Below are 19502 nucleotides of genomic sequence, written 5' to 3' on the forward strand. Positions count from 1 at the left end.
TGCCGTTCACCTTGGTCCGGAGTCCTCGCCACCGCCGTGCAAGGACAAGCGCGGTTGCCGTGTCGCGGCAAGCGCCGGCAGGACACCGCCGAGGATGGCGAGGCCGAGCAGGCCGGCGGTCAGGGCGGCGTCGGCTTCGCGCCAGAAGCAGGCATCTAGGTAAAGCCACCGCTCAGTTGATGCGTTGCTGCGACGACGATTGAGGGATAGCATTGTTCAAAACGTTGAGGCTTGAGCACATCCGGATATGACACTCCTCTCCCTGCAGCCTTCGCCTGACATTCTCCTTTCAAGCGCCGGAAGAGCGTGGAGCGGGCTCGATGCCGCTCTCCTGCGTGTCCCGCGTGGGCTGTCACGCGTTCGGGACGGTGAACTGCACAGTCTGGGGATCCACGTCGGCCCTCCCGTCAGGGCGGATTGCTCCTGTGGCGGCAAACGGATGCGGCGCTTGCAGAGGCATGGCGACATCGATTTCGTTCCAGCGGGAATGGACGGCTCCTGGGAGGACGATGCGGACTGCCAGATTCTGCGGTTGAGCCTTCGCCCATCGCTCCTGGACCAGGTTGCCGAGGATCTTGGAAGAGATGCCGCCATGGTCGATCTGATCCCCCGGCTTCAACTTCGCGACGCCCGCATCGAAGCGATCGGTTGGGCCATAAGGGCGGATCTCGAGGCCGATACGCCATCTGATCCGCTCTACATCGATCATCTCGCGAACGCATTGGCGGTCCGGCTGATTGAAACCGCCGATGGCGGCCGGCAGCACTCGGAACGCTCCGGCGCAGCAAAAATGTCGACGCGCCAGCTGCGAATGCTGACCGATTTTATCGAGACGAACCTTGATCGGAAACTTCATCTTGCCGATCTGGCGACGGTCGCAGGTGTCAGCATGACTCGTCTCAAAACACTGTTTCGAAACAGCACCGGAACGCCAGTGCATCAATATGTGATCCGTCGCCGCATTGAATATGCACGCGCGCTGATCGCCACGACGACGATGCCGGCAAGCGAGGTCGCTCTTGCCGCCGGTTTTGCCCATCAGAGCCATATGGCCTCGACGATGCGCCGTATCCTCGGCCAGACGCCGGGCGAGATCGCTCGCCAGGCAAGCGAAATCCGACCGAAATTGCAAAGAACCGCCTGAATCTGTGCGACGGATTGCGAACGGCTCCCTACTCCTTGCCCGTCTTCAGCAGGGAAAGGAGTTCAGGGAATGTCATCAAGTCTTGCACACACCGAATCCGGGACATCGCAGCCCGTCCAGCTCGTCAAGGAATTCTTCGACGCGACCGTGGCGACGCCGGACGGTTTCTGGAATTCGTTCGACGCATACTTCACCGAGGCGACCGTCTGGGAGAATGTCGGCGTCGCCACCACAGTCGGGCCTGTCGAAGCCCGGAATTTCGCGCGCGCGTTTCCGGTAAAATTCGACCATTTGCGGGTCGAGGATCTCGTCCTTTCCGGCGCCGGCGATCGGGTCTATGCCGAACGGCTCGATCATTTCTGCCGGCCGGACGGCTCGATCATTCTTACGGTCCGGGCGCTCGGGGTCTTGGAGATCGAGGGCAAAAAGATCGCACGTTGGCGCGATTACTTCGACACCGCCGGCTTTGCTGCAGCTTTAGGGGCGCAGCCTGATTAGGCCACGGCGCTCAAATCATGCCGAACGACCGTCGACCCCTTGGTCGTTTCTCACCATAACCAGGACATCAAATATGTTTGCAATTGTCGGAGCCGCCGGAAAGGTGGGCTATTCAACATCATTGGCACTGCGCAAGGCGGGCCTGCCGGTCAGAGCGATTCTGCGCGACGAGGCAAAGGCAGCGCCGCTCAGCGAAATCGGCTGCGAGATTGCGCTCGCCGACCTGCGGGATCCTGCAGCGCTCGCCAGGTCGATTGCCGGTGCGGATGCCGTCCAGGTCATCCTCCCACCCCCGCTACGGGCCGAGGACGCGGTCGGCGAAATGCGGCAATCGATCGAAGGCCTTGCCGAGGCGCTCGGGCAAGCGCGCCCGAAACGAGTGCTGGCAATTTCCGACTACGGCGCTCATATCGCCGAAGACGTCGGAATGCCCACTATGTTCCGGGTGTTCGAGGAGCGGCTTCGCCAACTCGATGCCCACAAGATCTTCCTGCGATCGGCCGAACATATGGAAGGATGGGGCCTCGTCATTCCGGTCGCCATTGCGTCAGCTACCCTGCCGAGCTTTCACGACCCGGTCGACATGAAGTTCCCAACGATTTCGGCGGCAGACCTCGGCTTGATTGCCGCGGGCTTGCTGCTGCAGCCCGCCACCGAGGAAAACCCGCAGGTTGTTCATGCCGAAGGACCGCGCCGGTACAGCGCCAATGATGTGGCGGCGGCGCTGAGCCAGCTGCTTGGCCGAACAGTTGAAGCACAGGCCGTGCCCCGCTCGCAATGGAAGGAGAGCTTTGAGCGCGCCTTGAGTCCGAGCGCCACCGAACTGCTGATCAACCTCTACGACGCTCACAACAAAGGCGGGCTGATCGACATCGAACCACAGACAGGCGAAGTTCGCCATGGCGCGACCGAACTGATCGACGCGCTCCGGCCGCTTCTTCCGCCGCAGTGACGTCGAAACCTGGCTCTTGCAGTCGAGCGGACTGCAAGAGCAATCCGCTGTTCGCAGTGATGATTTCACCCGCCAGGCAGGTTTAAGCAGCAAGCCTCTACCCTCTCGCCCGCAAAGCCGAGGTCAGCGACAGCCGTGTCGCCGCAAGTGCCGGCAACGCGCCGCCGATTATGCCGATGGCAAGTCCCAGCAGTCCGGCGGTGAGCGCGACGTCGGCGCTGACGTCGAGCTGGAAGGCCATCTTGGTATTGTCAGCGCCCATCGTACTGGCCTGCCAGCCGTTGAAGGCGAGCCATGAGGCGAGGATGCCGAGGGCGACGCCTGCGACTGAGAGAAGCACGGCCTCGACCCAGGTGGCAGTGAAGGCCGGCAGGCGGCCGAAGCCGAGCAGGCGCAGCGTGGCGATTTCGACCGTGCGGTCGGAGACCGAACTCATCATCGTGTTCAGCGCGCCAGCGGTGGCGCCGACCGCCATCAACAGCGCCAGCGGCCAGCCGAACAGGCGGATGAGGCTCGCGGTACGCTCAGATTGCGCGGCATAAAGATCGGCCTCGGAGACGGCGGTGAGCGGCGCACCGGGAAATACGGAGAGATGCTCCTGCAACACAGGCAACCCGCCTGCCCCCGCAAGCCGCACGCGCAGGCTCTGCACCTGCCCCTGCCGATCGAAGGCCGATTGCACCGCCTCCAGATCCGCCCAGATCTCGGATTCGAAGGCGCTGCCGCCTGACGTGAAATGCCCGACGACCGTCCAGTCGACCGCGCCGAGTCGCACCTTGTCGCCGACGGCGAAGCCGGAGAATTCATCGGCGATGCGGGCGCCGACGACGATATCGCGGGCGCCTGGTGAAAACAGCCTGCCCGCCGACAGCGTGGCGCGGTCGCGCAAGCCGGGGCCGGCCAGATCCATGCCCCGCAGCGACAGCGTCTGATCGGCGCCGTCGCTTGCCCTAGTGACATCGACGGCAACGACGATCTCGCGCGACAGCGCCAGGCCGCCCGCGGCATTCCGCGCCACGCCGATCCCGCCGGTTGCGGCGGTCAGGCTGCGGATCGCTTCGGCCGGCACATCCGAGCCGGTCTCCTGGTTGGTGCCGCCGCCGAGAATGACGGCGATGCCGGTCGAACCCGCGCCTTGAAGGGCTGCCTCAAAGCCCCTGGCCATGGCGAGAAAACCCGCAAGCACCGCCACCACGAGCGCCACCGAGAGTACCATCGACAGCGAGATCCACAGCCGCCGCGGCAGGCTGCCGAGATTGACTCTGATCATGAGAAAGATCTGCTTGAGCGTTAATGACATTCGACTATCTCGTTCTGAAAGCGTTGACGATGGGCAGGCGCATGGCATTGGCGGCAGGCAGCAATCCAGTCAGGAGGCCGAGACCGGCGATGATGGCGACGGATTTCAGCAGCACGGACGAGGTGAAGGCGAGGCCGAATTCCGGCCCGGCAAACAGCGTCGCGAGCTTGGCGAGAACGAGCCCACCCGCCCCGCCGACGGCGAAGACGAACAGTGTCTCGCCGAGGATCAACGCAATGATCCGCCCCCTGGAAAAGCCGAGCACCTTCATGACGCCGATCTCGAAGCTGCGCTCCCTCACGGCAAAGAGCATGGTGTTGACCACGATCATCAGGATCGTCACGAAGGCGGCGCCGACGACGAGGCTGACGATCAGGCCGATATCGGCGAACTGCCGCAAGAAAGCCTCGAGGAACTGCTTTTCTGATTGAGTGCGCGTCGGTGCCGCCGAATTGGCAAACAGCGCGTCGATTCTTGCCGCCAGCACGGCAGATGAAACGCCCGATCGCGGTCGCACCACGAAGCCATCGACTGTATCCTTGCCGCGGGCGCGCGCCGCATTGACGGCATCATAGCGGGCGATCATGAAATAGGTGTCGGTGCTGGCGTCGGCCCCCTCGAAGATGCCGGAGATCTCAAAACTCCAGTTGCGGCTGCCGTCTTCCCTTGTCAGGTGGCTGGTGACGCCGATGCGCTGGCCGACCGACCAGCCCTGCGCCTCCGCCAGCGCCCGGCCGACCAGCACCCGGTCACGGCCCTCTTCCAGCGCTGATATCAGCTGCGGCGTCAGCCTGAGCTCGTCGCCATTGGCCGCGGCGATCAATCGTGGATCGACCGCGCTCGTCATCACGACATTCTTCTCGACATCGACGAAGCCCCGCATGCGCGTCATGTAGGCGACGGCGGCGACATCGCTATCGGCGGCGATCCTGTTGAGATAGCCAAGCGGCAGCGGCTGCGCCCGCCCCGATCTGTTGAAGACGCCGAGCAGCGTATCGCTCGCCCCGGCCGCCCCTTGCGAGCCGCTGAGAAAGCTCGCCGTCAGCCCATAGATCAGGAAGGCGACGCCGACCGAGAACATCAGAAGCGTGGCCCTGAGCGGCTTGCGCCAAGCATTGCGGCGCATCAGCTGGAAGAAGGTCATTGGGCCAACCTTTCCTGCTCAACGAATTCGCCCTTATTGAGATGCAGCGTGCGCCGGGCAAAGGAAGCCGCCTCGGGATCATGCGTCACCATAATGATGGTCTTCCGCAGTTCTCGATTAAGAAAGCCGAGCATCTCCAGGATATCATTCGCCGATTTCCGATCCAGATCCCCGGTCGGCTCGTCGCAGAGAAGCAGATCAGGATCGCTGACGATGGCGCGGGCGATGCCGACACGCTGCAGCTGCCCGCCGGACATGCTGGATGGAAACTGCCGCTGCCGCCCGGAGAGCCCGACCAGATCCATCACGGTTTCGACGCGCGCCCGCCGCTCCTTGCGCTTGAGCGGTTTCAACAGCAGCGGCAGCTCGATATTCTCGCCCGCATTCAGCATCGGCAGCAGATTGTAGAACTGGAAGACGATGCCCATGCTGTGTGCCCGCCATGCGGCTCTGGCGCCCTCGCCCATCTGCTCGAGATGGCTGCGGCCGATCCTGATCTCCCCTCCGTCGGGGCTGTCGATACCGCCGAGCATATTGAGCAGTGTCGATTTCCCCGAGCCCGACGGCCCCATGACGGCGACGAAATCGCCGCGTGCTATGGAAAGGTCGAGCCCGGAAAAGATCGGGATCGTCTCCGCGCCGATCCTGAATGCCTTCCTGACGCCGCGAAGCGCGATATAAGGTTCTTGAGTGTCGGTCATCGCTCTGCTCCTTGCTTCTGGTCTCTGGTATCCCCGGCCTGCGGCCGAAAGGTCGTAGGTCCGCCCGTGTGTGCGCCGGTGCCCGGGGGATTAGAGGCTGTGGGAACAGAGGTTGCGGCCTCACCCACCACAAGGCGGATGCGCGCGGCCATGGCGGGGCGCATGTCTGGCGGCGGCGAGGAGAGCGACAGGCGAAGCGTCACCGTCCCCTTCTCGCGCGAAATCACCGGAGCGATCTTCGATACTTCCACCGCAAAGGGCAGGTCGGGAAAGCCGTCGAGCGCAGCCTCACCACGCAAGCCTGGCCGCATCAACGCGATATTCGCCTCCGCCACATCGGCATCGATGACCATGTTTGCCATGTCGGCAATCGCAAGCAGGCTTTCATTCTCCCGCACGCTGTCCTCGCGCGACAGCACGGTGTCGCCGACATGCGCGGTAAGCCGCGTAACTGTGCCTGATATCGGCGCCCGGACGGTCAGCGCCTCCACCTGCTCGCGCGCCCTGTCGATATCGAGATCGGCCTTGGCCACGTCCTGCCGTGCCTGCAGGGCGGCATTCTCGGCAGTGTCGAACGCCGTCTTCGCCTCCTCCAGTGTCTGCGCCGACATCGCATCGCGCCCGGCCAGCCGCTCGATCCGCGTGAGCGAAGACCGCGCCTGCGAGAGATCAATACTCTTCGCCGCCAGCGCTAGCTCCGCCGACCGCCTGGCAATCTCGGCGCCCTCAAGCGCAAAGCGCGCACCTGCATCATCGAGCCGCACCAGAACCTGCCCCACCGCCACCCGGTCGCCGGCCTCGACTTCAACAGTGACGATCCGCCCCTCATATTTGGAGAAGACGGTGGCGATGTCGGATGCCACGACGTAGCCGGAGCCGGTGACTTCCCGGGGCGGCCATGCCCTGTCCGCTGGGTCATTGGAGGGCAGAGCCCGGATCGGATCGGCGGCGGGCACGTCTGTTCCATCGACGGATATTGCGGCCTCGTCCTTGCCTATGAAACCCGCAAGCACAGTCTCGATGCGCTCCAGCGTATCGGGCCGATAGAAAAGAACCACCGCCAGCGATGCCGTCGTGGCAAGGGCCAGCATTGCTCCAGGGATCACCCACCGTCGGGCACGAGGCTCCGGCGGCTCTGTCTTGAAAGCCGCGAGCCTGATCGAAAGTGATCTCAGCTTGGCGGCAAGGTCTCGGTCATGTTCTGATGTCGTGTTCATGCCGCCACAATGACCAACAGCGGCAAAACCGCGACCTCGAACACGTTTCTGACAGTCCTCGATCGCGATTGTGTACGTGGCGCGGCTAGGCACACCGGTCAGCCCTCGTGGTGAGGAAGCCCGAAGGGCCGTCTCGAACCACGAGGGCGAGTGGCGCATTGTTAGAGCGACGCGGTGGCCAGCCCATCCTTCGAGGCCCCTGCGGGGGCACCTCAGGATGAGCCTGGAGGCCTCCTCTCACGATCTGAGATACACCAATCACTCAGCGCGGAAAGACACCTGCGATTAGCCCTCATGGTGAGGAGGCCCGGGGGGCCGTCTCGAACCACGAGGGCGGGTGATTGCGGAGGTGGGAGCTGAGAGGACGCACCTCAGGACGAGGCCGGAGAGCCCCCCGCCCCGCCCTTCCTCTCCCGCCAGGCAAGCGGCGTCATGTCGGTCACGCGGCGGAATTCGCGGTTGAAGTTGGACTTGGTCTGGAAGCCGACCTCGAACATCACCTCGGTCACCGATTTCTGGGTAGCGGCAAGCAGCCGGCAGGCCTCGCCGATCCTGTGGTCATTGACATATTGCGAGACGTTCTTGTCCATCGCCCGGTTGATCGCCGTCGAGATCTGGCGGGCGGGAATGCCGGCCTTGCGGGCCAGCCGGTCGAGATTGAGATTGGCGTCGCGATAGAGTTTCCTTGCCTCCATCAGCGCATCGACGGTGGCGATCGTCTCTTTGTCCTCGGTCGTTTCGAACTTCAGCACCGCCTCCATCGTCTCGGCCGGCGCCCGGCTTCGGCTGGCGGCGGCTGCCGCAATGCCGAGGATGACGAGAACCGCGAGATTGCTGACGCTGATCAGCGTCAGCGCATGCTCGCCATGCGCCCATGTGAAATCGAAAAAGACGAAGATATCGACCGAGGCCGACAGGCATAGCGCCGCCGCCGCGAAGATGATGGCCCGATAGGCCGGCACCGCTCCCTCGAAGGGCGCAAGCCGAAGCGCATCCGCGCCCGGCCGCATCAGAAGCAGGATCGCCAGGGCATAACCGACGAAGACAAGCACCAGCGCGATATCAATCACATCCCGCCAGACCACCATCAATAAGAGGATGACGGCCGTGGGCACGGCATGCAGCGCAATCCGCGCCGCCAGCGGCCGCCGGCTCGTCCTTACCAGCCTGGAAACCCCGGCATAGGCAAGCGGCGGCACCATCGCCGCGGTGACCGGCGCGATCACGCCTACCGCCTGCACTCCGTAGCCCCAGCGCAGGCCGGAGAGGACGGATTGCAGCACGGCAAGCAGGATCAATGCCAGAAACGGCAGGTTGGGCTGCGCCTCCTCGTCGCGCCTGAGGACGGTGACGAAGAGGATGAGCAGCAGAAGGGCAACGACGAAGGGAAGCGGAATGAACAGCATGGCCTGATAGGATCGGAGTGGCGAATGGATGGCCATCATTGCCGAGATCCTCACCCGGCGCGACCTCCATCATGTTTTAGGACGCGTTAGGCTGGGATTTTTTTGTGAGCGATATGCCGGGCCATCCCTCGTCCGACGGTCCGGGGCCGCCCTGCAGATTCTGCGTCGAGGACAAGTGGCGGCGATCATTGTGGCGAACCGTGCGCCGGTTGGCATTCCGCAGTGGCGCGCGCCGACAGGCGAGCGCGGATCATAAAATACCATGCACGCGCTCTTCGAGGGCCCCGCCTACCCGAGATCGCTTTGTGCTGCGCAGATCCGATCGACCAAAGCATCGAGATCGCCCTTTGGCGGACGGTTCTTGGCCAGGCGCTGCTTGAGATGCATGATCGGCTCCGCCAGAATTTCATCAAGGCTCTCGGCGCAGGTGAAGTCGCCCGCAACGCTTTTGACCTTTGAATTGTCAAAGATCGCCGACCATGCCTTGTCGCCACGCAGCGGGCCAACCCACTCCGGATTGTACCGGACCAGCGTGTCCGTCGGCACGTGCACGATCCTGGCCTCGACATCAAGCAATCTGGCGATCGTCGTTTGAATATCGTTCCAGATATGGGCGCGGTCGGAGGTGATGTGGAAGATCTCGTTCAACGCCGCCGGCTTGCCGAAAAGCCCGACAAAGGGCACCGCGAAATCAACCGAGCGGGTCAGTGTCCAGGGCGTGTGGCCATCGCCCGCCACGATGGTGGGCTCGCCATCCAGCATGCGTCTCGCCATGACATCGCTGTCGCCCATCATGATGGGCAGGCCCGTGCGAACGGTGTGACTGGGACGAACGATGGTCCAGGCGAGATTCTCGGAATTCTTGAGCAGCGTCTCGCAGGCAATCTTGTCCTGGCTATAGCGCCAGTAGGGGTTGATCGCCGGTGTCTGCTCGGTAATCACATAATGGCGCGGCGGCTTTTCATAGACCGAAGCCGAAGAGATGAAGATGTACTGGCCGCAGTGCCCGGCAAACACATTGATGTCACGCGCGACTTGATCGGGCGTAAAGGCAATGAACTGGCACACGACGTCATAATTGGCCTTGGCCAAGTCCGCATAGGTGGGCGCCGCGAGATCGCCGACGATCGAGGTAACCCCCGCAGGCAATGGGTCGCCTCTCAAGCTGCGGTTATAGACGCTGACATCGTGGCCCTGAACCACGGCGCGTTCGACGCACGGATAGGAAATCTGGCCGGTACCGCCAACGAAAAGGATTTTCAAAGCCATGGGAAGGACCTCGGTGTCGGATGTGGCGGGATATGCGGTCAGTCTTCATAGCGCGAAAGAAATCGGTCGTCTCCTGCAAAACACGTGCACCGGCTCACGTCGTTTGGGTCGACCTGTCCCGTAAACCAACGCGGTGGCATTCCGCATAAGCCGGATCGGACGACGTGAGGTTCGGCCGCAACCAGCCATTGCCGATACCGCAAAGATCTCTATCTCAAGCCAATAATGCCCCTTCTGTTTGAGATCAGCACAAGACGGAGGCTTTCTTGAAGGATTATCTGCCCTATGCAGCCGGGGTGCTGGCAGGATTATTGGTCGCCTTCCTCATGTCTGGCCTGTTGGAGCTGACGGAGACACCGCAGCTCGTGCTTTTCGCATTGCTGCCGGCCGTCGGTGGCGCTCTCGTCGAACGCGTTTGCTGTCGCCGGCCCAACAATTCTTGAAGGGTTCCATGGCAAGGCTGAAAGAAATCGTCATCGATTGCGACATCCCCTCGCGTGTCGCCCGGTTCTGGGCGGAAGCGCTCGATGGTTACGACGTGATGCCATATGACGACGAAGAACTGGCCCGCCTTGCCGCGGTCGGATTGACACCCGAGACTGACCCGACCGTGATGGTCGAAGGTCCCGGAACCCGCATTTGCTTCCACCTTCGCCAGGGGGAGCGTCCGGCCCGCAACCGGCTTCATCTCGATATTGCCACCCCCGATCGGACCAGGGAGGTAGAACGGCTTCTATCCCTGGGAGCGAGCTTCGTCCGCGAAGCGGATGGCTACACGGTCTTGAATGATCCCGAAGGCAACAATTTCTGCGTGGCGTCCGAATAGTCCGATCCGGGCCGAAAGGCGCGCTACAGGATGAACGGCACCCATCTCCGGACTGCTAACCAGAACCAACCGGATCTCCCGCGGAATGTCTGGATCAGACGCGATTCAGGAACTCGATCACGCGGAGGGTGAGCAGCGCGGTCGCATCCGCATCATAGGAGGGCAGTGAGCTGTCGGCGAAGTAATGCTGATCGCCTGGGTACAGGAAAAGCTCCGCGTCCTCGACCTTCTCCACGATCTCGCGGGCGGCATCGATATCGCCCTCGCCGACGAAGATCGGGTCGTTGTCCATGCCGTGGATCTGCACCGCGACGCCGGCCGGCCAGGGTCCGAAGGCCCATTCGCCGCTGATCGGCAGGCAGGAATAGAAGAGCAGAGCCCCGCGGGCGCCGGGACGCGTCTGCGCCAGCTTCTGCGCCGGCAGCACACCGAACGAGAACCCGGCATAGAAGAGCCCGGCAGGCAAGTCGTCGGCGAGGCGCACGCCGCGCTCCCGCACGGCGTCGAATCCGATCTCGCCGATATAGGCGATCCCCGCTTCGATGCTTGGGAATGTGCGCCCGTCAAACAGATCGGGCGTGTGCACGATGTGACCGGCTGCCCTGATATCGTCGGCAAACGCACGCACACCCGGGGTCAGCCCCTGTGCGTGATGGAACAACAGGATCTCAGCCATAAGGAGCCTCCGGGCGGGACGGTCGGGCGCATCGCCACTCTACAGCGTCGCCGCCTCGCCGGAAAGAGTGCGGACACGTTGCCGAAACAACATCTGAAAACCCGCCGGAAACCGATAGGCGGGAAACCTCCTGACGCTCTACCGGACTGATAAGGTTGAAGAACCTCTCCGAGAGCTGTACATCGATTGCTCCATTCATAGTTTCAGGCTTTGCCGAACCACCGCGATGCGGCCTGCGCGGCTTCCTCATTGTCAGGCACAGCCTCACCAGCCCACGCCACGAAGCCGTCGGGGCGCACGAGCAGCGCGCTCAACCCCAGCCGATCCCTGGCGTCACTGGCGACATAGGTGATCACATTCCAGCGGCTTGCCAGCGCTTGCAGCGGTGCACCGGCGTCAAAGTCCAAAAGCAGGCCTTTGCCCTGCCTGAAGTGATCACCGAGCTTCGTGCCGTCGGCCAGCTCGAAATCAGGAGCGCTGCGGCCGACCAGCGGGTGACTGCCGCCAAGATCGTAGCAGAGAGAAACACCCCAGACGCGCTCGGCAAAGTATGTCGCGCCGTCACGCGTGTCGATCAGGTCGCGGATGATGGCTTCGAGCGCGCGCGAACTCCGGCTCGGCCGCATCAGTGCGACCTGGGCGCGCGACCAGTCGAGAATCTGCGCTCCCACTGGATGCCGTTCGCAGAAATAGCTGTCGAGCAGGCCCTCCGGCGCATCGCCGCGGATCGTCGCTGCAAGCTTCCATCCAAGATTCATCGCGTCGCCGAGCCCGAGGTTCAGGCCCTGGCCGCCCAACGGGGAATGGATGTGCGCAGCGTCACCCGCAAGCAGCACCCTGCCCTTGCGGTAAGCCGTCGCCTGGTAGGCGCGATCCGTCCAGGTGGTGGCAAGCTCAAGGCCCGTCACCGTGACATCGGCGCCGGAAATATGCCGCAACACCGATTGCACATGCTCGGGCGTGATCGGTTGCGTTCGGTGAAACGCGCCCCCATCGAAATCGACCATCGCGATGGTGCCGGGCTTTTGGTAGGTATACATGCCTGTCGGCGTGTAATGGCGGCCTGGGACGAGCTTCTCCGGATCGGCCATCTCGACTTGAACGGAATAGCCGGTGAACTCGGGATCGGTGCCAACGAATTCAAACCCGCCTGCCCTGCGCACGGTGCTGCGCCCGCCGTCACAACCGATGAGCCATCGTCCGAGAAAGATCTCGCCACCCGCGCGAACGGTCACGCCTCCGCCCGACTGATCGAAGCCATCGACACCGAGCCCGCGCCGGGTCTCGACACCCATCGCGCTTGCGCGGGCGGCCAGGACGAATTCGAGATGCTCCATCTCGACCGCCATGCTGGTGCCGGCCGGACCTGGCAGGCGATAGGGCCACGTCGAGGTGTCGATGGTGTCGTGAAAGAACTGAATGCCGGCGAAATGGCCGCCCGGGCGACGCGGCTGCTGCATCCAATGCGCTGAAGTCCATTGATCTTTTTCGCGTTGCGGAGCCATGATGTCATCCAGCAGCCCGCGACGATAGAAGGCTTCGATGGTCGGCGCGGAAAGGCCGCGCATGCCGAACGGCAGCCGCTTCAACGGCGAATGCGGGTCTTCGGCCTGCTCCAGCACCAACACCGAGAGGCCGGCCAGCCGCAGCTCGCAGGCCAGAAACAGACCGACCGGGCCTGCACCTGAAATCACAACATCATGAATCACAAGAAAATCGGGCATGAACTACTCCTTTATGGTCGTTCGACCGGAGCAGTTCGTCGTTTCGAGAACCACGCGGACGAACAATGAGACGCTTGAACAGCGTCCGTTGTTCGTCGTGGAGAACTCATGCACGAGGCAAGGAACAGAGCTTTCGTTTCCGAAAGGACTTGGGCCAACCACACCAAGTCATGCCTTTTCCGACATCGGCAACATAGCCGCCGGGCGATCGATCGGCAACAGAAGATATGCTCTTCTGAAGGTCTGACCTGACGGAGAAGCCCTTACGGCGGGGGAATGCCGCTTATGCCAGGTCTGACGTGAGGGAGATGCGCTGATCTGCCAGTCGGCCGATTTCATCACAGCAGCCCGGCAGAGCAGACGCTCTCCCGATTTGCCGTGTGAGACATCGGCGAACGCTGGCCTACGGCGCCGCACCAAAGAAGGCCAGCCGCGTGAAGATCGTGTAGTCCGCTTCCGATACCATCAGCGCCACGAAAACCAGCACCAGCAGCGGCGGCAGCAGGATGGCGTAGACGAGCGCCAGCCGTTCCCAGGCCATATGCATGAAGACGGCAACGATCAGCCCGGCCTTCAGCATCATGAACACGAGGATCAGCGTCCACCTCAAGTAGCTCTGGACGCCGAGATAATCGACCATGTAGGACGCCGCGCTGAGCACGAAGAGCAGGCCCCAGACGAGGAAATAGAGCCGGAGCGGATGCTGCTGTCCGGTGTGTGCTTGTACATGCACCGTTTGGGTTTGTGCGTGCGCTGCTGTCTCGCTCATGACGACCTCACCACAGATAAAAAAACGCGAAGATGAAGACCCAGACCAGGTTGACGAAGTGCCAGTAGAGGCCCATGATCTCGACGGCTTCGTAGCGGCCTTTCCGGCTGGTGAAGAAGCCGCGCCGTTCCTCATCGAAATCGCCCCGCCAGACCTTGCGGGCGACGATGAGGAGGAAGATGACGCCGATCGTCACGTGAGTGCCGTGAAAGCCTGTGATCATGAAGAAGGTCGATCCGAACTGTGCCGCCCCCCACGGGTTCTCCCAGGGGCGCACACCTTCGGTGATCAGCTTCGTCCATTCGAAGGCCTGCATGCCGACGAAACATGCCCCGAGAACCGCCGTCAGCAGCATCAGGATCGCAGTCGTGCGGCGGTCGCGGCGATAGCCGAAATTGACCGCCATCGCCATGGTGCCGCTGCTCGAGATCAGCACGAAAGTCATAATCGCGATCAGGATCAGCGGCACGTCCTGGCCGCCGATATGGAGCGCGAAGACCTCGCTCGGATTGGGCCATGGAACGGGCGTCGACATGCGGGCGGTCATATAGGCGATCAGGAAACAGCCGAAGACGAAGGTGTCGCTGAGCAGGAAGATCCACATCATCGCCTTGCCCCAGGAGGCGGTCTTGAAGGCCCGCTGATCGGAGCTGAAATCGGACGCGACACCGCGCAGACCGGCCGGCCTGAGGTCTGCCCCGCCATGTGTCTCGATAGTCTGTGCCATCTGCAAACCCCTTAGTTCAGTAGTGTGCGGCAGAGATCGACGAAATCATTCGCCCAGCCGGCAAAGAGCGCAAAGAGCAAGAGCCAGACGGCGAGCATGAAATGCGAATAGATGGCGGAAAGATCGACGCTGAGGCGCAGCCTCTCCGGCGCGACGTCGGTTGAAAATGCTCTGACCGTCGTGTGCGCGAGCACGGCAAGCCCGCCGAGGATATGCAGCCCGTGCAGGCCGGTCAGCATGTAGAAGAAGCTGTTGGCGGGATTGTCGACTAGCACGTAGCCGGCCGCCACCAGCTCCCGCCATGCCTGGACCTGTCCGACGAGAAAAGCGACGGCAAGGACAAACGCGGCGGCAAGCGCCGGCCGCAGGTTTTCCATGCGGCCCTGCCCCGCTTCTCGTTTCGCCCATTGCAGCGAGGCACTGCTCAAGGCAAGTGCCGCGGTGTTCACCCAGAGCAGCCGGGGAACCGGCATCGCCCACCAGTCGGCGGACGCCGCACGCATGAAATAGGCGCTGACGGCAAGGCTGAAGAGCGCGCCAACGACGCCGAGAAACACGAAGAGGCCGATCTTCACCGCCGGCATCGGCCGCCGCTCAGTGCTGTGATGATCCGGCAGTTGCACCGATCCAGTTTCCAGCCAGGGCTTCGAGGTCAGCCGCTGCCCGGAAAGCCACCAGATGATGATGGCGCCGATTGCAGCAAGGAAGACCAGGATGACGTTCATGCGTGGACCTCCCGGGTGACGCCGTCGCTTGACGGCACATTCTGCGGGATGAAATCCTCAGCCGCCCCCGGCACGCTGTAGTCATAGGCCCAGCGGTAGACGACCGGCAGATCCTTGCCCCAGTTACCGTGGGCCGGCGGCGTCTGCGGCGTCTGCCATTCGAGCGTCGTTGCCCGCCACGGATTGCCGCCGGCCTCCCTGCCCCGGAAAAGGCTCCAGACGAGATTGAACAGGAAGACCATCTGCCCGGCTCCGACAACAAGCGCCATGACGGTGATGAAAATGTTCAGCGTGTGGGCCGAAGGCGGAACGAAAGCCGTCTCTCCCATCTCGAAGTAACGGCGCGGCACCCCGAGCAGACCGAGATAATGCATCGGAAAGAAGATCGCATAGGTGCCGAGGAAAGTGATCCAGAAGTGGATATGGCCGAGCATGTCGTCGAGCATGCGTCCCGTCACCTTCGGATACCAGTGATAGATCGCCCCGAAGATGACAAGGATCGGCGCCACACCCATGACCATGTGGAAATGCGCGACGACGAACATCGTATCCGACAGCGGCACGTCGACGACGACGTTGCCGAGGAAGAGGCCGGTCAGACCGCCATTGACGAAGGTGACGATAAAGGCGAGCGCAAAGAGCATCGGCAGCGTCAGGTGGATATCGCCGCGCCACAGCGTCAGCACCCAGTTATAGACCTTGATCGCCGTGGGCACAGCGATGATCAGCGTCGTGGTGGCGAAGAAGAAGCCAAAGGCCGGGTTCATGCCGCTGACATACATGTGGTGCGCCCAGACGACGAAGCTGAGCGCGCCGATGATGACGATCGCCCAGACCATCATCCGGTAGCCGAAGATGTTCTTGCGCGCATGCGTGCTGATCAGATCCGAAACGATGCCGAAGGCAGGCAGTGCTACGATATAGACCTCGGGATGCCCGAAAAACCAGAACAGGTGCTGGAACAGGATCGGGCTACCGCCGCCGTGCTGGAGTTGCGTGCCCATTTCGACGATGGCGGGCATGAAGAAGCTGGTGCCGAGCACGCGGTCGAACATCATCATGACGCAGGCGACGAAGAGCGCGGGAAAGGCGAGCAGCGCCATCACGGTCGCGGTGAAGATGCCCCAGACGGTAAGCGGCATCCGCATTAGCGTCATGCCGCGCGCGCGTCCCTGCAGCACCGTCACCACATAGTTCAGCCCGCCCATGGTGAAGCCGATGATGAAGACGATCAGCGACGAAAGCATCAGCAGGATGCCCCAGTCCTTGCCGCCTGGTGTGCCTGACAGAACCGATTGCGGCGGATAAAGCGTCCAGCCCGCCCCCGTCGGGCCGCCGGGGGCGAAGAAGCCCGCAGCGAGGATCAGCACCGCGAGCAGATAGATCCAGTAGCTCAGCATGTTGGCGTAGGGAAACACCATATCGCGCGCGCCGACCATCAGCGGAATGAGGTAATTGCCGAAGCCGCCGAGGAAGAGCGCGGTCAGTAGATAGATCACCATGATCATGCCGTGCATGGTGATGAACTGGTAATAGTGATCGGCATCGATGAAGGCGAAATAGCCGGGAAAGGCGAGCTGAATCCGCATCAGCCAGGAGAGCACCAGCGCCACCAGGCCGATTGCGATCGCCGTCAGCGAATATTGCACGGCGATGATCTTGGCATCCTGGCTGAACACATATTTGGTCCACCAGCTGTGTGGATGATAAAGCTCGACATCCTCGACTTCGGCAGAGGGGATGGCGCCTGCGCTGTCGGATGGAATCTCGACCATGATCTCTCTTCCCTTCCCGCCGGTCCTTGAACCGGCACGCGGCCTCCGGCCGGTTCAGTTTGCCGGCGGTAGCTCTCCCGATGACGCCGTCAACTGGGTGAATGTCTGCTGCTGCCCGAGCCAGGTCTGGTAGTCCGCATCCTCGTCAACGACGACGGTGCCGCGCATTTGCGGATGGCCGACGCCGCAGAGTTCGGCGCAGAGAATCTCGAAGGTCCCTGTCCGCGTCGGCGTGAACCAGAAATAGGTGATCATGCCGGGGATCATGTCCATCTTGGCGCGGAATTCCGGCACGTAGAAATCGTGGAGCACATCGACCGAGCGCAGCAATATGTGGACCGGCTTGCCGATCGGCAGATGCAGCTCGCCGCCCTCGATGATGACGTCGTCGAGGCCGCTTGCGTCGTTTTTATCAAGGCCGAGCGGGTTTTCGGGGGTGACGTCGCGCGTCTCAGCGCGGCCGAGCTTTCCGTCGGCTCCGGGCAACCGGAAGCTCCACAGCCATTGCTGGCTGACGACCTCGACCGACGCGGCATCGGCAGGCACCGTGATGAACTGGTTCCAGACGATCAGGCCGGGCGCCAGCATCGCCGCAACGCCGACCGCCGTTCCCCCTCCCAGCAGCAATTCCAGCCTGCGGTTCTCAGGCTCGTAATGCGCCTTGTTGCCCGGCTTGTGCCGGAAGCGGAACACGCAGTAGGCCATGAACAAAACCACCGCCACGAAGACGACGCCGGTGATCCAGAAGGTGATGACGAGGGTGCTGTCGATATAGGTCCAGTTGGACGCGATCGGCGTCCACCACCACGGGCTCAGCACATGGAACAGCACGGAGCCGACGACAATCAGGACGAGGATCAGCACGACAGCCATGTCCGCTCCTCCTCGAGCAGGTCGACCCGTGAAACCGCATTCCGCAAAAAAGTCCGTGTTTATTATCGCACAGATAGAAAATATCGGCAATTACGGCAATTTAGGCATGCACCACCGGCCGCAGCCCGTCATTTGGAGTATTGCCCGTCATTTCGAGTATTGCTTGAGATAGGCGATGAGATCGGTGATCTCCTGGTCGTCCTTCACGCCGACGAAGGCCATCTTCGTGCCCTTCACCTTCGCCTTCGGATTGTGCAGATAATCGCGCAGCACCGTCTCGTCCCAGACGAGACCACCCTCGCCGGCCGCCTTCATCCCGGCCGAGTAGGCGAAATTAGGATGCGTTCCGGCCTTCCGGCCGAACAGCCCGTTCAGCGACGGGCCGACCTTGTTCGTATCGGAATCGGCGACATGACAGGTCGCGCATTTTTTGAAAACAGTGGCACCCGCCGTCGCATCGCCCTCCTGCGCTCCGGCGTTACCAGAGGAAAGAGCAATGACGGATGTGGCGATCAGCAGAACAATACGGTAATCCATGGCAAACCTCATCCTCCTCAAGGTTGCCAGCCACTTGCACCCTCCGCAATCTCTCGCGTGGGAGTAGTGGTTGTTATGGGATAAAGCTTAGTCCTTCGCGGCAGCAAGTCAATCGGCTCCAAAATTGGGGCCAGTTGAACGCCATCTGATGTCCGGTGGCCTGGGGATAACCGCCTTGATATCGAAAATCCGGCCAGCTATCCTCGGCTGCCGCCATTTGACCTACCCCCGGATCGAAAGCGCCTCTTTTACCGCCAGCTCGGCCATGGCAAGCGCCGCCTCGCGGGTCCCGGCTGCGGCGATGAAGCGGCCGTTGTGGCAGAAGCTCGCGCCCTCTATGCCGCAAACCGCCTCCAGTGCGCCATTGGTGAGCCCGGCCCAGGCCCCCGGCAGGTCTGCCCTGAGTTCGAACCCCTCCTCGGCGCGGCGAATGCCGGTCACGCACCAATCCTTTTCGCGCGGGTGAACGACGAACAGCAGGTGATCGGCGCCCGCCTTGAGGATGGCGGGACGGAAGGGCATGCCCCTCGGCAATTCCAGAACACGCCCCTGCCCCGCAGCCTCGATTGCCCGATGCACGATCGCCTCGGCCCGCAATTTCGCGGCACTCTGGGCGATCCTGGCCTCGACGAAACTGCGGGCAATGGCGAGGGCCGCGTGGAAGGCGCGGTTATCGGCCTCGGGGTCCGCTTCGTCGAAAACTGGTTTCAGGGTTTCCAGCAGCGCCGGCAGCGTCAGCCCGGCCAACGGCCCCGAGGGGCTGAGCGCGCCATTATCAGTCAGATCGACCGGCAGCACGAAGCTGGCGTCGAAAGAGCCATGCAGCGTCTCGATATGCGCTTCGGGAAGCCCGAAGGCTATGAGATAATCACGGCCGTAATGCTTCCAGATCAGGCCGAACGAGCTGTAGGGCTGGCCATCATCGCGCAACGGCGCGCCGCGTTGATGGTGATCGAATATCCCGATAGTAGGATTATAGGCTCCGCCGACATCATAAATGATCCGGTCTTCGCCCGGCGTGATCCACTCCGGCGCCCGGCTGCGGACGATACGCGCCTGCGGGAAAAGCCGGGTCACGATGACGCTCGACAGCAATTCGTCGGCATGAAAGCCACCGGAATGGGTGACGAGGAAATCGGGGATCATGGGAGTTATGCGCCTTGTCGTTCGCGGAGAGTCCGCTTGCAGGTCGGCACCAAATAACCGTTGCCGGCTGCTATCTCAACCCATACCTTAATC

The 19502-nt window shown here is 62.5% G+C and carries 21 protein-coding genes; 6 read left to right on the forward strand and 15 right to left on the reverse strand.

The window, feature by feature from the left end:
• The first annotated feature begins 247 nt into the window (after positions 1-247).
• The 3 genes from AC2444_RS13045 (at position 248) to AC2444_RS13055 (ending at position 2594) form a co-directional block, all read left to right on the forward strand.
• Positions 248-1144 (forward strand): helix-turn-helix domain-containing protein, encoded by an 897-nt coding sequence (locus tag AC2444_RS13045; RefSeq protein ID WP_012758030.1) that lies wholly within the window; start codon positions 248-250, stop codon positions 1142-1144.
• A gap of 69 nt (positions 1145-1213) precedes the next feature.
• On the forward strand, positions 1214-1642 hold the full coding sequence (locus tag AC2444_RS13050) for a limonene-1,2-epoxide hydrolase family protein (protein WP_012758031.1): 429 nt from the start codon (positions 1214-1216) through the stop codon (positions 1640-1642).
• A 73-nt stretch (positions 1643-1715) separates the two neighbouring features.
• The gene (locus AC2444_RS13055; RefSeq protein WP_012758032.1) at positions 1716-2594 is read left to right on the forward strand and encodes an NmrA family NAD(P)-binding protein; all 879 of its coding nucleotides are present in this window, start codon (positions 1716-1718) and stop codon (positions 2592-2594) included.
• Between the two features lie 97 nt (positions 2595-2691).
• On the opposite strand, the gene AC2444_RS13060 is transcribed toward AC2444_RS13055, so the two are convergent.
• The 6 genes from AC2444_RS13060 to AC2444_RS13085 all read right to left on the reverse strand — a co-directional run bounded on the left by AC2444_RS13060 (position 2692) and on the right by AC2444_RS13085 (position 9631).
• A complete protein-coding gene (locus AC2444_RS13060; RefSeq protein ID WP_012758033.1) occupies positions 2692-3894 on the reverse strand; it encodes an ABC transporter permease in 1203 nt (400 codons plus the stop codon).
• A gap of 4 nt (positions 3895-3898) precedes the next feature.
• The gene (locus tag AC2444_RS13065) at positions 3899-5038 is read right to left on the reverse strand and encodes an ABC transporter permease (protein ID WP_012758034.1); all 1140 of its coding nucleotides are present in this window, start codon (positions 5036-5038) and stop codon (positions 3899-3901) included.
• Complete coding sequence (locus AC2444_RS13070; protein ID WP_012758035.1) at positions 5035-5739, reverse strand: ABC transporter ATP-binding protein; 705 nt, start codon at positions 5737-5739, stop codon at positions 5035-5037. Before AC2444_RS13070 ends, AC2444_RS13065 begins: the two co-directional genes overlap by 4 nt.
• Positions 5736-7049, reverse strand: coding sequence for an efflux RND transporter periplasmic adaptor subunit (locus AC2444_RS13075; protein WP_012758036.1), 1314 nt, complete (start codon positions 7047-7049; stop codon positions 5736-5738). The genes AC2444_RS13070 and AC2444_RS13075 overlap by 4 nt, the downstream gene beginning before the upstream one ends.
• A 278-nt stretch (positions 7050-7327) precedes the next feature.
• On the reverse strand, positions 7328-8401 hold the full coding sequence (locus AC2444_RS13080) for a helix-turn-helix domain-containing protein (protein ID WP_012758037.1): 1074 nt from the start codon (positions 8399-8401) through the stop codon (positions 7328-7330).
• A gap of 249 nt (positions 8402-8650) precedes the next feature.
• Positions 8651-9631 carry an SDR family oxidoreductase gene (locus tag AC2444_RS13085; protein ID WP_012758038.1) on the reverse strand — a complete coding sequence of 327 codons (981 nt, stop codon included), beginning with the start codon at positions 9629-9631 and terminating at the stop codon, positions 8651-8653.
• 266 nt (positions 9632-9897) lie between these two features.
• On the opposite strand from AC2444_RS13085, the gene AC2444_RS13090 reads away from it, so the two are divergent.
• On the forward strand, positions 9898-10074 hold the full coding sequence (locus AC2444_RS13090; protein WP_012758039.1) for a hypothetical protein: 177 nt from the start codon (positions 9898-9900) through the stop codon (positions 10072-10074).
• Positions 10075-10082: 8 nt separating this feature from the next.
• Complete coding sequence (locus tag AC2444_RS13095; RefSeq protein ID WP_012758040.1) at positions 10083-10457, forward strand: VOC family protein; 375 nt, start codon at positions 10083-10085, stop codon at positions 10455-10457.
• Between the two features lie 94 nt (positions 10458-10551).
• Here the strand turns inward: AC2444_RS13095 and AC2444_RS13100 are convergent, their stop codons facing one another.
• Complete coding sequence (locus AC2444_RS13100; protein WP_012758041.1) at positions 10552-11133, reverse strand: dienelactone hydrolase family protein; 582 nt, start codon at positions 11131-11133, stop codon at positions 10552-10554.
• Between the two features lie 203 nt (positions 11134-11336).
• Positions 11337-12857: an FAD-dependent monooxygenase gene (locus tag AC2444_RS13105; RefSeq protein ID WP_012758042.1), complete on the reverse strand. Its 1521-nt coding sequence runs from the start codon at positions 12855-12857 to the stop codon at positions 11337-11339.
• Between AC2444_RS13105 and AC2444_RS13110 the strand changes: the two genes are divergently transcribed.
• Positions 12856-13104, forward strand: a complete 249-nt coding sequence (locus tag AC2444_RS13110; protein WP_041935544.1) for a hypothetical protein — start codon at positions 12856-12858, stop codon at positions 13102-13104. The two genes, AC2444_RS13105 and AC2444_RS13110, sit on opposite strands and share 2 nt — an antisense overlap.
• A gap of 156 nt (positions 13105-13260) precedes the next feature.
• Here the strand turns inward: AC2444_RS13110 and AC2444_RS13115 are convergent, their stop codons facing one another.
• The 7 genes from AC2444_RS13115 to AC2444_RS13145 form a co-directional block, all read right to left on the reverse strand.
• Positions 13261-13626 carry a cytochrome C oxidase subunit IV family protein gene (locus AC2444_RS13115; RefSeq protein ID WP_012758043.1) on the reverse strand — a complete coding sequence of 122 codons (366 nt, stop codon included), beginning with the start codon at positions 13624-13626 and terminating at the stop codon, positions 13261-13263.
• Positions 13627-13633: 7 nt separating this feature from the next.
• Positions 13634-14353: a heme-copper oxidase subunit III family protein gene (locus AC2444_RS13120; RefSeq protein ID WP_487762895.1), complete on the reverse strand. Its 720-nt coding sequence runs from the start codon at positions 14351-14353 to the stop codon at positions 13634-13636.
• An 11-nt stretch (positions 14354-14364) separates the two neighbouring features.
• On the reverse strand, positions 14365-15078 hold the full coding sequence (locus AC2444_RS13125; RefSeq protein ID WP_012758045.1) for a cytochrome c oxidase subunit 3: 714 nt from the start codon (positions 15076-15078) through the stop codon (positions 14365-14367).
• Complete coding sequence (ctaD, locus tag AC2444_RS13130) at positions 15075-16853, reverse strand: cytochrome c oxidase subunit I (protein WP_012758046.1); 1779 nt, start codon at positions 16851-16853, stop codon at positions 15075-15077. Before ctaD ends, AC2444_RS13125 begins: the two co-directional genes overlap by 4 nt.
• A 54-nt stretch (positions 16854-16907) precedes the next feature.
• Positions 16908-17726, reverse strand: a complete 819-nt coding sequence (locus AC2444_RS13135) for a cytochrome c oxidase subunit II (protein WP_012758047.1) — start codon at positions 17724-17726, stop codon at positions 16908-16910.
• A 147-nt stretch (positions 17727-17873) separates the two neighbouring features.
• Entirely contained in the window at positions 17874-18263 is a 390-nt protein-coding gene (locus AC2444_RS13140; protein WP_012758048.1) for a c-type cytochrome, read from the reverse strand.
• A 222-nt stretch (positions 18264-18485) separates the two neighbouring features.
• Positions 18486-19409, reverse strand: a complete 924-nt coding sequence (locus AC2444_RS13145; protein ID WP_012758049.1) for an MYG1 family protein — start codon at positions 19407-19409, stop codon at positions 18486-18488.
• Between the last annotated feature and the right edge of the window lie 93 nt (positions 19410-19502).

The sequence above is a fragment of the Rhizobium sp. WSM1328 genome (genome assembly GCF_057653715.1).

What these genes read in the sequence shown, in the direction of transcription:
- AC2444_RS13045 (WP_012758030.1), top strand. Translation starts at nt 248, where the DNA reads ATGACACTCCTCTCCCTGCAGCCTTCGCCTGACATTCTCCTTTCAAGC.
- AC2444_RS13050 (WP_012758031.1), top strand. Translation starts at nt 1,214, where the DNA reads ATGTCATCAAGTCTTGCACACACCGAATCCGGGACATCGCAGCCCGTC.
- AC2444_RS13055 (WP_012758032.1), top strand. Translation starts at nt 1,716, where the DNA reads ATGTTTGCAATTGTCGGAGCCGCCGGAAAGGTGGGCTATTCAACATCA.
- AC2444_RS13060 (WP_012758033.1), bottom strand. Translation starts at nt 3,894, where the DNA reads ATGTCATTAACGCTCAAGCAGATCTTTCTCATGATCAGAGTCAATCTC.
- AC2444_RS13065 (WP_012758034.1), bottom strand. Translation starts at nt 5,038, where the DNA reads ATGACCTTCTTCCAGCTGATGCGCCGCAATGCTTGGCGCAAGCCGCTC.
- AC2444_RS13070 (WP_012758035.1), bottom strand. Translation starts at nt 5,739, where the DNA reads ATGACCGACACTCAAGAACCTTATATCGCGCTTCGCGGCGTCAGGAAG.
- AC2444_RS13080 (WP_012758037.1), bottom strand. Translation starts at nt 8,401, where the DNA reads ATGATGGCCATCCATTCGCCACTCCGATCCTATCAGGCCATGCTGTTC.
- AC2444_RS13085 (WP_012758038.1), bottom strand. Translation starts at nt 9,631, where the DNA reads ATGGCTTTGAAAATCCTTTTCGTTGGCGGTACCGGCCAGATTTCCTAT.
- AC2444_RS13095 (WP_012758040.1), top strand. Translation starts at nt 10,083, where the DNA reads ATGGCAAGGCTGAAAGAAATCGTCATCGATTGCGACATCCCCTCGCGT.
- AC2444_RS13100 (WP_012758041.1), bottom strand. Translation starts at nt 11,133, where the DNA reads ATGGCTGAGATCCTGTTGTTCCATCACGCACAGGGGCTGACCCCGGGT.
- AC2444_RS13110 (WP_041935544.1), top strand. Translation starts at nt 12,856, where the DNA reads ATGAACTACTCCTTTATGGTCGTTCGACCGGAGCAGTTCGTCGTTTCG.
- AC2444_RS13105 (WP_012758042.1), bottom strand. Translation starts at nt 12,857, where the DNA reads ATGCCCGATTTTCTTGTGATTCATGATGTTGTGATTTCAGGTGCAGGC.
- AC2444_RS13115 (WP_012758043.1), bottom strand. Translation starts at nt 13,626, where the DNA reads ATGAGCGAGACAGCAGCGCACGCACAAACCCAAACGGTGCATGTACAA.
- AC2444_RS13120 (WP_487762895.1), bottom strand. Translation starts at nt 14,353, where the DNA reads ATGGCACAGACTATCGAGACACATGGCGGGGCAGACCTCAGGCCGGCC.
- AC2444_RS13125 (WP_012758045.1), bottom strand. Translation starts at nt 15,078, where the DNA reads ATGAACGTCATCCTGGTCTTCCTTGCTGCAATCGGCGCCATCATCATC.
- ctaD (WP_012758046.1), bottom strand. Translation starts at nt 16,853, where the DNA reads ATGGTCGAGATTCCATCCGACAGCGCAGGCGCCATCCCCTCTGCCGAA.
- AC2444_RS13135 (WP_012758047.1), bottom strand. Translation starts at nt 17,726, where the DNA reads ATGGCTGTCGTGCTGATCCTCGTCCTGATTGTCGTCGGCTCCGTGCTG.
- AC2444_RS13140 (WP_012758048.1), bottom strand. Translation starts at nt 18,263, where the DNA reads ATGGATTACCGTATTGTTCTGCTGATCGCCACATCCGTCATTGCTCTT.
- AC2444_RS13145 (WP_012758049.1), bottom strand. Translation starts at nt 19,409, where the DNA reads ATGATCCCCGATTTCCTCGTCACCCATTCCGGTGGCTTTCATGCCGAC.